This is a genomic window from Pseudomonas fluorescens, from assembly GCF_902497875.1.
GTDB classification, from domain to species: domain Bacteria; phylum Pseudomonadota; class Gammaproteobacteria; order Pseudomonadales; family Pseudomonadaceae; genus Aquipseudomonas; species Aquipseudomonas fluorescens_BR.
Genome location: NZ_CABVHY010000039.1, coordinates 1 through 10,994, shown reverse-complemented (window position 1 = coordinate 10,994; position 10,994 = coordinate 1). Strand labels below are relative to the sequence as shown.

Genomic DNA, 10,994 nt, shown 5'->3' with positions numbered 1-10,994 from the left:
CTCCTACAAAGTCCTTGTCCACCCGTGATTTATCGGGTGTACACAAAATCTGTAGGAGCTGCCGCAGGCTGCGATCTTTTTCGGGCTACACCTAAATCATCCTGCAATCATTTATTCTGCCAAACCCCTTTCCCGCTCAACCGCTCCCGATCATGCCCGGCATTGAAATCCTGCGCCGGCCCCTTCGGCACGATGCCGGTGGGATTGATCATTCGATGGCTTGAGTAGTAATGCCCCTTGATGTGGTTGAAGTCCACGGTCTCGGCAATGCCCGGCCACTGATACAGTTCCCGTAGCCAGTTCGACAGATTCGGGTAATCGGCAATCCGCCGCAGGTTGCACTTGAAGTGGCTGTAATACACCGCGTCGAAGCGAATCAGCGTGGTGAACAGGCGGATATCGGCTTCGGTGAGGTATTCACCAGCCAGATAGCGCTGCTCGCCCAAGCGTTTCTCCAGCCAGTCGAGTTCACTGAACAGCTCATCGAAAGCCTCTTCATAGGCTTTTTGCGAAGTGGCGAAGCCGGCGCGATAGACGCCGTTGTTTACCGCCGGATAGATCCGCTCGTTCAGTTCATCGATCGCTGCCCGCAGCGGTTGCGGGTAGAAGTCCAGGCGATTGCCGGTCAGTTCGTCGAAGGCACTGTTGAACATGCGGATGATTTCCGCCGATTCGTTGTTGACGATGCGTTTGTGCTTATTGTCCCAAAGCATGGGGACCGTGACCCGGCCGGTGTAGTCGTCGGTATCCGCGGTGTAGCGCTGATGCAGCCAGGTCAGATTGTCCAGGCGGTCGCCGCTGGAGCCGAAGGCTTTATCGAAGGTCCAGCCGTTTTCCAGCATCAACCAACTGACCACGGAAACGTCGATCAGGCTTTCAAGGCCTTTGAGTTTGCGCAGGATCAGCGTGCGGTGGGCCCAGGGGCAGGCGAGCGACACATAGAGGTGATAACGGCCGGCCTCGGCCGGAAAGCCACCTTCGCCGGTGGGGCCCGGCTTGCCGTCGGCGGTCAGCCAATTGCGGCGCTGCGCTTGTTCGCGCTGGAACTCGCCGTCGTTGCCGCTCTCATACCACTGGTCTTGCCAGCGCCCTTCAATCAGCAAACCCATCGCAAGAAATCCTCGGCTGTGTGTCCCGTCTCCGGGACACTGTACGTTGGAGTCCAGTCTAATCCGATGAGTTCGAACAAAAAGCGCAAAGGTTGGGCGTTAATGATCGGTTAAATCGATTTGTCCCGCGCATCCCAGTACTGCTGCGCGAGTTCGAACGCCTGCTCCCGCGGCGTTCCGAGGCCGCGCAAGGCCAGGGCCATAGTCGAGATCAGCGCCAGTTGTGGGTAGCTGTCCTGCACCTCGCCGCGCCACAACGCAGTCAATTGCTCGGGGTCCAGGGTCGCGGGTTTGACATGCCGTTGAGCTGACAGCGCCGGCCATTCTTCATCCCAGCTTTCGCCACCGGTGGTGCCGTACAAATGACTGATGGTATCCGGGTTGATTTCAATCTCGCCGCCATCGCCTTTGATGACAATGGTGTTGTCGCCCAGCAGGCCACTGGCATCGCGGTGCACGCCCTGATAACCGGGATGGAAAATACTTTGCAGGCCACAACGAGCACCCAACGGATTGAGAATCCGTGCCAGCGAATGGATGGGCGAGCGCAAGCCGAGGGTGTTGCGCAGGTCGATCATCCGTTGCATCTGCGGCGCCCAATCGCCGAGCGGGATAAACGCCAGATTGCCTTGCTCCAGCGCCTTGTCGACCTGCTGCCAATTGCGGCACAGCGGGATCTTTAATAGTTCGAGCAGCTGTTCGCTGTACAGGCGGCCGGCGGTATGCGCGCCGCCGCCGTGCATTAGAATGCGCACGCCGTTCTGTGCCAGGCATTTGGCCGCCAGCAAGTACCACGGCAGATGACGTTTCTTGCCGGCATAGGTCGGCCAATCCAGATCGACCTTCAAGGCCGGTGCCTTCAATCGCTCACGCAGTGCTTCGGTAAAACCGGCCAGCTCTTCCGGGCTTTCTTCCTTGTGCCGCAACAGCATCAGGAAGGCTCCAAGCTGGGTGTCCTCGACTTTTTCGTCGAGCAGCATGCCCATGGCCTCCCGCGCTTCTTCGCGGGTCAGGCTGCGGGCACCGCGCTTGCCTTTACCAAGGATTCGCACGAATTGGGCGAAAGGGTGCTCGGCGGGTGTTTCGGTGATCAACGGCGCAAAATCGGTCATAAGCAATTAGTCGGTTTGGGCAGGCCCGCCAGCTTGGCGGCAAGTTTGGCGGGAGTGCCTTTGAACAGTCGGTTCAGGTGCAGGCTGTTGCCCTTGGCCGGGCCCAGCTTCAGTGCGGTGTACTTGATCAGCGGGCGGGTCGCCGGAGACAACTGGAACTCTTGATAAAAGCTGCGCAGCAACTCGAGGATTTCCCAGTGCTCCGGGCTCAGCTCGAGTTCTTCGGCAGCGGCCAGCGCACTGGCGACCTCGGTGGACCAATCGTTCAGGTTGACCAGATAACCGTCTTTATCGAGGTCGATGCGCTGTGCACCTACGATCAGCGAACTCATAGCCAGCTGTTGACCTTGTCATAGTGAATCGACAACTCGACAAACCCTGGGTAGTCGACGCTTTTGACCCAGTCAGGGACTTCCAGGCCACGGGCCTGTCGGTCTTCCTCGAGGGCGAACAAGCGCAGGGTATCGATCCGTGCTTGCAGCGCGTTGAGCGGTGCGCTATCGGGTTGCAGGGCATACAGCGCGTCACCGCAGAGCAGGATGGCATCCTGCGGTCCAAGCAGGCGCAGGCAACTGGTCAGCCGGTTATCGGTAAACGGCGAATGGGACAACACATGCAAAGTCGACATCAGAGGGTAATAACCTGGTCGTAACGATCAATAATCGAGGAGATTTGCTCCGGGTCCAGCAACTGCACAGTGGCCATGTTCAGCGCCGAGGGTGCTAAACCACGTTCCGTCACACTGTTGCCACAGGCAAACACATCGTCTACTCCAAACAGCGACAGGGCTTGCAGATTGGCGCTGAGGTCCTTTTGCTGCACGGCCTTGGCGTTCTGTGCCGGCGCCAACTGGAAGACCCCGTCATCGAGAAACAACAGGCCAATCGGCAAATCAAAGGCGCCACCTGCCAGCACGATGTCCAGCGCTTCACGAGCGCTGGGGCCGGACCAGGGTGCCTGTCGGCTGATAATCAGCAAGGATGCAGGCATTTCATGGCCCTCCGAAACAAATCAAGCGGTCGGCCGCTTGCACGGCGTCATGCAGTTGCCCGAGTCCGGACAACTCCCAGGGCGCGCTCAGATTGACCGCGGAACGCTGATAGCGCCCGGCTTCTTCTTCATTCAGCACGCCACGGCGCAAGGCGGCAGCAATACACACCACGCCATCGAGTTGATGCTCGGTGACGAAGGCGCGCCATTGCCGGGGCAGGTCCAGTTCATCCTGCGGGGTAACGCTAGTGTCTTGAGCGTTGTAAACCCCGTCCTGATAGAAAAACAGCCGCACGATCTGGTGCCCACCGGCCAGCGCTGCCTGGGAAAACAGCAGGGCGCGGCGCGAGGAGGGCGCATGGGCGGCGGAGAAAACGGCGATGGCGAACTTCATGACGAACTCTGTCAGCAAACCTGGGGCAATGATAAAGCTTTATCGCCGGGTCGGCGAAGTCCGTTTCGGTCTTGTCTGGCCCTAACAGGTCAGTTCAGGAGTTTGAGGTTCAGCGCTGTCCCCCGTAGCAGCTGCCGAAGGCTGCGTTCGGCTGCGAAGCAGTCGTAAAATCAGACAGTGCGGTATTCCAGACAAACCGTGCAAGCAGGATTTACGACTGCTTCGCCCGAACGCGGACCGAGCCGAACGCAGGCTTCGCCAGCTGCTACGCCGATAGAAGGGCATGGCCAGGGATGTGGGTCGATGCCAAGGATCAACGCGGCATATAGCCCAGTTGCCAGCGATGGGGGATCTTCAGCGAGGCAACACCGAGGATCGCGGCAAACAGGCCGCTGACAAATAGCGCCTTGATCCCGAGTTGATGCTCGAGTAGCGCGCCAAGGACGGCGCCGGCAAACATCCCGGTCCAGGGGATCAACTGCACCCGCCAGCCATTGCGCCGTTCCCCGAGCATCCAGCGTCCCAGGCCACGGCCAAAACGCGAAAGGGCGCCGGTCACGTAGGTCAGGCCGACGGGCAGGCCATTGACCTCTTCGACTGCGGCGTTAAGCATGCCCATGGCAATGATCGCCGCCAGCAAGGCTGGTAACTGCGCTTCAAACGGCCAGGTCGCGGCGGCGCACAGCAGGGTGGCGATGCACAACAGCAAAGGCAGGGCCCGCCGACCGCCGATACGACTGACCACAATGCCCAGGGCGTTGCCGGCGATAAAGGTGGCGACCAGGATAAGCAGCCGCAGGGTCAATCCCAGGTCACCGTCGCTGATCGCTACCGCCAGACGCGTAGTGTTGCCGCTCATGAAGGAGACGAAGTCGCCGGTGGCCATGAAGCCTATGGCATCGGTCATCCCGGCCAATACCGAGAGGCTCGCCACCAGGCACAGACCGATGCGTCCGCGCCATTTTTGGGTGTGCCGCAGGCCGGGGTGGGAATGGTTTTTAGGTGAGGTGGGCAGCATCAGCGAAATGTCATCGGCAAAGATCCTTTATAGGCGCTATCAAGCGATAGGCGCTATAGGGCTTTGGTCACTTATCGAGACCATTCAATTGGCAGTATTGCTCCCAGTCCATGCCGGCCATTTCCGCCACCTCCTTGTGCACCTCCATTCTCCGGGCCTGGTAATCCTGAGGTGATGTGCAGGTCAGCTGCAGCGTCAGCTCCCAGGCAAACAGACCCAGGCGCTCGGCTTCTGCTTCGAACGCTTCATGCAGACGCTCCTCGCGGTACTGTTCCAGCGTCTCGCCCCTGGCCTGGGCAGCCAAAGGGTTCAGGTGATCGAGCTGCTCCTTGAGCTGTGGGTGTTGCAGCAGGAATTTATCCAGAGCCAGCTGGTGATGGGGTTCGATCGGCGGCATCGGCGGTCCTTGATGGATTGCTTGATTGTCGGGTGTATCCACCCATGAATACGTACCACGATCTATAGTGATATTCCATGCCACCAAATAGAAGCGAGAGTGCGATGAAACGATCCATTCTATTTTTGGTTGGCGCATTGGTCGCAACACCGCTCTTTGCTGCGGACGACCTGTGTGCCATCAATCTACAAAAGATCAGAGAGCTCAAAGCGACTCCGGTGATGGGCCAGCCTCAACTGGATAAAATTCGGAATACGCGAATGGAAGCGGAAAAAGCCCAAGCCGCTGGCGACACTAAAAAATGCATAAGCCTGACCAATCAGGCTTTACAGGACATTAATAACGCTCAAAAAAACCAATGACCAGGGAGGCCGGGCCCGTATCCCCTGCTCGGTCATTTATCGGCTAGCGTGACGCTCGGCTCCTGGTTGTAGTCAGGCTGGGCGGGAGGTTGCCATGAGCTATCAATCGATAACCGAAGAGCAGTGGGCTACAGTCAGTTGCGCCGCGGAAGAGGCGCTGGAACTGAAAAAATACGCGGTCAGGCTGTCCGCGAAGTTGAAGGAATATTTCGATGACGAACACTCAAGAGCGCGCCTCGGGGTAAAGTTCGAGGTCCTTGGGGATGACACTACCTGGCGGATCGAATCGGTGTTTGGGGTGGCCAGGGCGCACCTGCGGATTTTCGCCAATGAAGCCGGCCTGTACGCAAAATATCTCATCGAAAGGCAGAATAAATGTCCGGCGGATCAACCGGTCTGGCAGTCGGTATGGGCCATTCATATCACCTTGCAAGGTGTGGCCCACCCAGGGCATGACAGCGCAGAGCCGATCAATCTCAGGGCTTCTTCAAACCATACCGACGATGCCATGGTGGGGTTGGGGCTTTCCTTGCTGTATGCGCTGGGGCAGGAGTAGCAGGCGTATATTAATAAGCGTCATACCAGGCAGTAGCGGATAACCCGGGACGTTTGGAGGTGCCACATGAGCCAGTATCTGCGACTATTTCTGATAGCCGCTCCCACCATGCGCCACTCGCCGGCGATGGAGCGGGCGGTCGCGATTGCCGAAGCCACGGATGCAGCGCTGCATATCGCGGTGTTCATCGAAGACTTCGACCTTATGCGGTTGATGAGCGACAGCAAGCAACAGCGCGAGACCAGTCGGCAAGAGAACGAACAGTGGCTCATGGATGAAGCGGATGTGCTACGCCACAAGGGCCTCGAAGTGACCACCGAAGTGCTGGTGACTCGCGATCCTCTGCAGGAAATTCTCGAGCATGTGACTCAGATGCGGCCGGACATGGTGATCAAGGACCTGCACCACGAATCAGCGCTCAAAGGCGCGGTCATGACTCCCCTGGATTGGCAATTGCTGCGTCATTGCCCGGGTGCGGTGCATCTGGTCAGCGAGGTCCGCTGTCCACTGCCAAGGGTGGTCGTGGCGGCTGTTGATCCGGCGCATCCGGCGGGGCAGATCCACGGGATCAACGACAGCATCATTCAGGCTGCGCAGGACCTGGCCGAGCAATGCGACGCCGAGCTGCACCTGCTGCATGCCTACGATCTGAGCCACACTCAGATAGCCGATGCGGGTGCGGGGGCCGTGACCATGCCGGGCTTCGGCGCCGACGTGCGTCGCTCCCTGGAGAAAACCTTTGCTGTCCTGGCCAAGCAGTACGACGTGCCAGTCGAGCGCCGGCATTTCATCGCCGGGCCGCTGACCAAGGCCCTGGCTAACTTCGTCGCCCATAGCCGGGCCGATGTGATCGTTATGGGCAATGTGCATCACAAAGGACTGGGTAAGCTGATTGGCAGCACCACCGAGCATGTTCTGCAGCACGTACACTGCAACGTGTTGGCCGTAGAGGGCGAGTCGATCAGTAAGCAGGGCGGCTGAAAGGGCTTAAGCTCGGGCCCTCGCAATCGATGCCCTTCAGGCAACACTCTCGCAGAGTGCTGGCTGGAGGGCATCCGTTCGACCCTCTGGTTATTCAAGCATGGCTGCCACCCCAGACTCCGCTGGCCGCCGTGCGCCGCACATAATCGGAAAAGTCCCGGGGAGGGCGACCGAGCGCACGCTGCACGCCGTCGGCTATCGGCGTGTTGCGGCCGTCCAGCACCGTAGTGAACAAGTAGAGCACCAGATCGATCAGCTCTGCGGGCAGCTGGCTCTGTTCCAGCGCCTCGCGATAGGCCTGGGTTGGCACGCTGGCAAAGCGGATGTCACGACCGGTGGCTTGGGCGATTTCGTCGATCGCCTCGACGAAGGTCAGGGCGCGTGGACCGGTCAGTTCATAGAGTTGACCGGCATGCGCAGAGCTGGTCAGTGCCGCGACGGCTATCTCGGCGATGTCCTCGACGTCGACGAAAGGCTCGGCCACCGGGTCGACCGGCAACGCAAGCTCGCCCTCGAGTATCGGCTCGAGGAAATGCGCCTCACTGAAGTTCTGGCAGAACCAGCTCGCGCGCAGCACTGTCCATTCGGCGCCGGATGCTTGCAGCAGCTGTTCGGCCTGAGTCGCCTCGACCTCGCCGCGTCCCGACAACAGCACCAGCTTGCGAGCACCGCTTTCGAGCGCCTGGTTAATGAAAGCCCGGACTGTCTCGAGAGCGTTTGGCACTGCGAGGTCCGGCTGGTAGGTGATGTAGACGGCCTGAACCCCTTCAAGCACGGTGCTCCAGGTAGAGCGGTTTTCCCAGTCGAAGGGCGGGTTCGCCGTGCGTGATCCGAGACGCACCGGGTGCCCGGCGGCTTGCAGTCGTTCGGCGACCCGCCGACCAGTTTTACCGTTGGCACCGAGCACCAGGATTAAATCGTTGGAGGTTTTCATCAGGTTTGGCTCCGCTTAAATGTGAGTAACACTCACGTATAAAAAATGATAAGCCCTCACTTTTTACTGTCAAGCAAGCCCGCCGGCGAAACCGACGGAAGGCGCAACCCGCTGCTCTTTGTCATCCCACACGTCCGGTGCTAAGGTGAGTATTCGTCACATTTTATTCCGGGGATCGCGCGAGTGCGAAAGAAAGCGCCTGCTCAAGCAGTGCCAGCGGTGGTGGAGCCGGCATCGGCGCGGCGTACGCCAACGCAACAGCGCAGCCGGGAACGGCTGGAGCGGATCTTGAGGGTGGCTACCGAGTTGATTGCGGCCAAGGGCAGCGATCAGGTGAAGATGAGTGAGATCGCCGAGCTGGCGGAAATCTCGATTGGTTCGCTCTATCAGTACTTCCCCGACAAGAGCGCGGTTATCCGCACCCTGGCCGAGCGCTACAATGCCGAGAGTCGGCGCTGCATCGAAGCGGCCCTGACCGACGTCCAGGACCTCGATGGCCTGCGGATTGCTTTTTCGAGCCTGCTGGATCAGTACTACCAGATCGTCCTCGCAACACCGGCGATGCGCGACATATGGTCCGCCATGCAGGCTGACAGGCAACTGCTGGCGCTCGAACTGGAAGAAAGCCGCGTGGCTGGAGCGATGCTCGCCGAGGCGATGCGTCGCGTGCATCCGCACGCCGATCCGCAACGCATTTGCGAATCGGCGTTCCTGATCTGGCATCTGGGCGAGGCGACCGTGCGGCTGGCTATTTCTTACGAGATCGAGGAAGGGCGTGCGCTGGTGGACGCCTTCAAGCGAATGTCCCTACGCGAGATCATGCAGCCCCAGGCGGCGGTTCATCGGCTTTAGTGCGTTTGATATGCCGGCCCTTCACCTCATTGGCGTAGGCGTTCAGCCGCTTCTCGTTGTCCTGGAATAGATCACACATCCTGCGCATCGCCTGAGCGTCGGCGTCATTCCCGGCATTTTTCAATAGTTCAGCGATACGCAGCAATTCGACAGCCGACCAGCGCAAGTCAGACGCGACGCCCTGAAGGTCGCGCCTCAGATCCTGTTCAAGTTCGTTCAGCCACATGATGAGCCTCCTTCAAATGCCCGCTGCCCCCAGAGGACTGATCAGGAGCCTGCGGGTTTGCACCGGCACCGGTTGAAGTGCCAGTGAATGGATTAAGCCACTTTCAATAGTAGCTGACCGGGGCGGGTCCCTTGCACCATTAGCCAACAGATCGGCAAGGCGAAACCGCTGATTTATCCGGGCGCATCCCAAAGTCTGACCGATACTCACAAGGGCGCGCTCGACGCCGACCTGCGGGCCTTGATTCAGGGGCAGTTTGCCGGGTTGCTGCCGATTGTCTTTACTGCCTTGTTGATCGACGGCTCCGGGAGAATCTGCCGGGGTGCGGATTTGGCGGGTCGCCGGTGGTTGTTCAACTCCCTTGGGAGGAGTCGTCATGAATCTCGAGCGTTCGGACGGGGTGGTCACGCTGCTGGTGCGCCACCGGGTCAAACAGGGCAAGGATGAGCAGTATGAAAGAGTGCAGAGCATTGTGCTGATCACCTTGAGCATCGTGCTGCTGCTCGTCTATGTGTTCATGCCGCGTGTGACCCGGCTGTTCAGTAAACAGCTGCAGCCAGGGGCCGGCTCATGAGCAAGCCCCTCGACAGCGCCGCCGCAACATCCGCTCGCTCGCCCTGGAGTCCTTTGCGCCATGGCATTTTTCGCAGCCTGTGGCTGGCCAGCATCGCGTCGAACTTTGGCACCTGGATGCATCCTGGGTCGGCCATTTTCGGCACCATGAGCGAGTGACCCGCGCAAGCCGAGGTTCAGTCTACAGACTCCAACCCTGCTTCCACCGCCTCAGCAACACCAGGTAGACCAACAGATTGATCAGCAGCACCAGCGCGCCCAGCCATAGTTGTATGTCGGGTGTCAGCCCGACCGGATAAATCAGCGGCCACAGGTAATGCTCGATGAAACTGCTGCCATAACCGGCCTCGCCGGCAGCCCGGCGCATCTGGTTTTCCCATCCGGTCAGCGGGCAGGGCAAGTGGAAAACCTCGACCGCCACTCCCCAAGCCACCGCAGGCAGATGCCACCAGCACAGCGAGTGCCATTTCAGCACCAGCAGCCCGCCGCCCAGCACGAAGACAATGAACAACAGATGGAACAGCACCAGCCCGTCGGCGGCTATCCGGTAGAGCATGTGGCCTCCGTCGCTTGTGGCGGGTGAGGGGGGAAACTCACCATAGCACCGGAGAAAGCGTGTGACTCACAGGCCGGCGAGGTATCGCGCAATGCCAGTCAATTAACGGAAATCTTTAGTCCGGCGAACATTTGTGGCGAGGGGGCTTGCCCCCATAGGCGCTAACCAAATCTCTCGCTCCATAGCTCATCTTGCTGGTATCCCCGCTTTTTTCGCGGGGATTCGCGCAGTGCACGACTGAAGTAATCCCATTTCTCAAGACACGTAAACAACGACAAGCGGGGACTGATCACGCTACAAAGCAACCAATGGATAAAGGCCATTTCACGCCAGCGACAACGCCTCTGAGCCACGTTTTCTTGAATGCCCCTCGCTCTCGACAGGGGAAAAATGCTCGCCTGTGGCGATCAACCGCTCAATAAGGCAAGCCACTAATAATTTCCCTTGCAGCCAGGCTTTCGCGCCTTCCGGGTTTTTCTTTCTCAAGCGCGATAACCCTAGCAATGACTTCATCCGCTTGAACGCCAACTCCACCTGCCAGCGGTGCCGATAAAGGGCCAAGACCTCTTGCGCACTCAGGCAGTCCAAGGTCGTGACCACCACAACGTAGCCTGCTGCCTCCACTGTCTGTGATTGAAGCTGCTTCTGTTTTTGCTTTTTTTGTGCAGTTCTCTGTAACTTGCGCTCGCTTTCCATCCTTTGTTCATCCGTCTTGCGGTATGCACACACGCGTACCGCAATATCCCCTTTCGAACCTTGCATCACCGCTGGCCATTCACCCGTTTGCCCTGCCTGCAAGGTGCGTAACTGCGGCAGTTGCTCAAAGCGCGACCCTTGCTCATCCGTCAGCGGCAGGCTGCTCAGGTTCATTCGCACCAAGATGTCGCCGCCCCCGTCGAGAACGTGATTGATCCCTCGCCGATTAGCAAAGCCC

The 10,994-nt window shown here is 59.3% G+C and carries 16 protein-coding genes and 2 pseudogenes; 6 read left to right on the top strand and 12 right to left on the bottom strand.

From position 1 onward, the window contains the following. Nucleotides 1-107: 107 nt before the first annotated feature. The 8 genes from F8N85_RS29210 to F8N85_RS29175 all read right to left on the bottom strand — a co-directional run bounded on the left by F8N85_RS29210 (nt 108) and on the right by F8N85_RS29175 (nt 5,020). A complete protein-coding gene (locus F8N85_RS29210; RefSeq protein ID WP_150806937.1) occupies nt 108-1,109 on the bottom strand; it encodes a glutathione S-transferase family protein in 1,002 nt (333 codons plus the stop codon). 110 nt (nt 1,110-1,219) lie between these two features. Then, the gene (locus F8N85_RS29205) at nt 1,220-2,203 is read right to left on the bottom strand and encodes a glycosyl transferase family protein (protein WP_191636290.1); all 984 of its coding nucleotides are present in this window, start codon (nt 2,201-2,203) and stop codon (nt 1,220-1,222) included. A gap of 14 nt (nt 2,204-2,217) precedes the next feature. After that, nucleotides 2,218-2,553, bottom strand: a complete 336-nt coding sequence (locus tag F8N85_RS29200) for a TusE/DsrC/DsvC family sulfur relay protein (protein WP_150806935.1) — start codon at nt 2,551-2,553, stop codon at nt 2,218-2,220. Further along, the gene (gene tusB / locus F8N85_RS29195) at nt 2,550-2,849 is read right to left on the bottom strand and encodes a sulfurtransferase complex subunit TusB (RefSeq protein ID WP_150806934.1); all 300 of its coding nucleotides are present in this window, start codon (nt 2,847-2,849) and stop codon (nt 2,550-2,552) included. Before tusB ends, F8N85_RS29200 begins: the two co-directional genes overlap by 4 nt. After that, nucleotides 2,849-3,211 carry a sulfurtransferase complex subunit TusC gene (gene tusC, locus F8N85_RS29190; protein ID WP_150806933.1) on the bottom strand — a complete coding sequence of 121 codons (363 nt, stop codon included), beginning with the start codon at nt 3,209-3,211 and terminating at the stop codon, nt 2,849-2,851. Before tusC ends, tusB begins: the two co-directional genes overlap by 1 nt. 1 nt (nt 3,212) lies before the next feature. Continuing rightward, nucleotides 3,213-3,605 (bottom strand): sulfurtransferase complex subunit TusD, encoded by a 393-nt coding sequence (gene tusD, locus F8N85_RS29185; RefSeq protein WP_150806932.1) that lies wholly within the window; start codon nt 3,603-3,605, stop codon nt 3,213-3,215. 313 nt (nt 3,606-3,918) lie between these two features. Then, nucleotides 3,919-4,623 (bottom strand): YoaK family protein, encoded by a 705-nt coding sequence (locus F8N85_RS29180; RefSeq protein WP_150806931.1) that lies wholly within the window; start codon nt 4,621-4,623, stop codon nt 3,919-3,921. A gap of 67 nt (nt 4,624-4,690) precedes the next feature. Then, the gene (locus F8N85_RS29175) at nt 4,691-5,020 is read right to left on the bottom strand and encodes a DUF6388 family protein (protein ID WP_150806930.1); all 330 of its coding nucleotides are present in this window, start codon (nt 5,018-5,020) and stop codon (nt 4,691-4,693) included. A 104-nt stretch (nt 5,021-5,124) separates the two neighbouring features. On the opposite strand from F8N85_RS29175, the gene F8N85_RS29170 reads away from it, so the two are divergent. The 3 genes from F8N85_RS29170 (at nt 5,125) to F8N85_RS29160 (ending at nt 6,919) form a co-directional block, all read left to right on the top strand. After that, on the top strand, nt 5,125-5,382 hold the full coding sequence (locus F8N85_RS29170; RefSeq protein WP_150806929.1) for a hypothetical protein: 258 nt from the start codon (nt 5,125-5,127) through the stop codon (nt 5,380-5,382). A 94-nt stretch (nt 5,383-5,476) separates the two neighbouring features. Then, the gene (locus F8N85_RS29165; RefSeq protein ID WP_150806928.1) at nt 5,477-5,938 is read left to right on the top strand and encodes a hypothetical protein; all 462 of its coding nucleotides are present in this window, start codon (nt 5,477-5,479) and stop codon (nt 5,936-5,938) included. Nucleotides 5,939-6,004: 66 nt separating this feature from the next. Continuing rightward, nucleotides 6,005-6,919 (top strand): universal stress protein, encoded by a 915-nt coding sequence (locus tag F8N85_RS29160; protein WP_150806927.1) that lies wholly within the window; start codon nt 6,005-6,007, stop codon nt 6,917-6,919. Between the two features lie 94 nt (nt 6,920-7,013). Here F8N85_RS29160 and F8N85_RS29155 read toward each other — a convergent pair whose 3' ends face one another. After that, nucleotides 7,014-7,853, bottom strand: coding sequence for an NAD(P)H-binding protein (locus tag F8N85_RS29155; RefSeq protein WP_150806926.1), 840 nt, complete (start codon nt 7,851-7,853; stop codon nt 7,014-7,016). A gap of 183 nt (nt 7,854-8,036) precedes the next feature. On the opposite strand from F8N85_RS29155, the gene F8N85_RS29150 reads away from it, so the two are divergent. After that, on the top strand, nt 8,037-8,705 hold the full coding sequence (locus F8N85_RS29150; protein WP_150806925.1) for a TetR/AcrR family transcriptional regulator: 669 nt from the start codon (nt 8,037-8,039) through the stop codon (nt 8,703-8,705). On the opposite strand, the gene F8N85_RS29145 is transcribed toward F8N85_RS29150, so the two are convergent. Beyond that, entirely contained in the window at nt 8,671-8,931 is a 261-nt protein-coding gene (locus F8N85_RS29145; protein ID WP_150806924.1) for a hypothetical protein, read from the bottom strand. The two genes, F8N85_RS29150 and F8N85_RS29145, sit on opposite strands and share 35 nt — an antisense overlap. A 460-nt stretch (nt 8,932-9,391) precedes the next feature. Here F8N85_RS29145 and F8N85_RS35920 point away from each other — a divergent pair. Both F8N85_RS35920 and F8N85_RS29135 read left to right on the top strand, forming a co-directional pair. Further along, a pseudogene (locus F8N85_RS35920) lies at nt 9,392-9,505 on the top strand (antibiotic biosynthesis monooxygenase); the annotation flags it as partial. Further along, a pseudogene (locus F8N85_RS29135) lies at nt 9,502-9,627 on the top strand (MFS transporter); the annotation flags it as partial. The pseudogenes F8N85_RS35920 and F8N85_RS29135, both read left to right, overlap by 4 nt. A 58-nt stretch (nt 9,628-9,685) precedes the next feature. Here the strand turns inward: F8N85_RS29135 and F8N85_RS29130 are convergent. Both F8N85_RS29130 and F8N85_RS29125 read right to left on the bottom strand, forming a co-directional pair. After that, entirely contained in the window at nt 9,686-10,060 is a 375-nt protein-coding gene (locus F8N85_RS29130) for a DUF2784 domain-containing protein (protein WP_150806922.1), read from the bottom strand. Nucleotides 10,061-10,384: 324 nt separating this feature from the next. Further along, a partial coding sequence (locus F8N85_RS29125) for a transposase (protein ID WP_150806921.1) occupies nt 10,385-10,994 on the bottom strand: 610 nt, incomplete at its 5' end.

Excerpts from the sequence above, each read along its gene's own strand:
- F8N85_RS29180 (WP_150806931.1), bottom strand. The coding sequence starts at position 4,623 with ATGCTGCCCACCTCACCTAAAAACCATTCCCACCCCGGCCTGCGGCAC.
- F8N85_RS29155 (WP_150806926.1), bottom strand. The coding sequence starts at position 7,853 with ATGAAAACCTCCAACGATTTAATCCTGGTGCTCGGTGCCAACGGTAAA.
- tusD (WP_150806932.1), bottom strand. The coding sequence starts at position 3,605 with ATGAAGTTCGCCATCGCCGTTTTCTCCGCCGCCCATGCGCCCTCCTCG.
- tusC (WP_150806933.1), bottom strand. The coding sequence starts at position 3,211 with ATGCCTGCATCCTTGCTGATTATCAGCCGACAGGCACCCTGGTCCGGC.
- F8N85_RS29165 (WP_150806928.1), top strand. The coding sequence starts at position 5,477 with ATGAGCTATCAATCGATAACCGAAGAGCAGTGGGCTACAGTCAGTTGC.
- F8N85_RS29145 (WP_150806924.1), bottom strand. The coding sequence starts at position 8,931 with ATGTGGCTGAACGAACTTGAACAGGATCTGAGGCGCGACCTTCAGGGC.
- F8N85_RS29175 (WP_150806930.1), bottom strand. The coding sequence starts at position 5,020 with ATGCCGCCGATCGAACCCCATCACCAGCTGGCTCTGGATAAATTCCTG.
- F8N85_RS29200 (WP_150806935.1), bottom strand. The coding sequence starts at position 2,553 with ATGAGTTCGCTGATCGTAGGTGCACAGCGCATCGACCTCGATAAAGAC.
- F8N85_RS29170 (WP_150806929.1), top strand. The coding sequence starts at position 5,125 with ATGAAACGATCCATTCTATTTTTGGTTGGCGCATTGGTCGCAACACCG.
- F8N85_RS29130 (WP_150806922.1), bottom strand. The coding sequence starts at position 10,060 with ATGCTCTACCGGATAGCCGCCGACGGGCTGGTGCTGTTCCATCTGTTG.
- F8N85_RS29160 (WP_150806927.1), top strand. The coding sequence starts at position 6,005 with ATGAGCCAGTATCTGCGACTATTTCTGATAGCCGCTCCCACCATGCGC.
- tusB (WP_150806934.1), bottom strand. The coding sequence starts at position 2,849 with ATGTCGACTTTGCATGTGTTGTCCCATTCGCCGTTTACCGATAACCGG.
- F8N85_RS29210 (WP_150806937.1), bottom strand. The coding sequence starts at position 1,109 with ATGGGTTTGCTGATTGAAGGGCGCTGGCAAGACCAGTGGTATGAGAGC.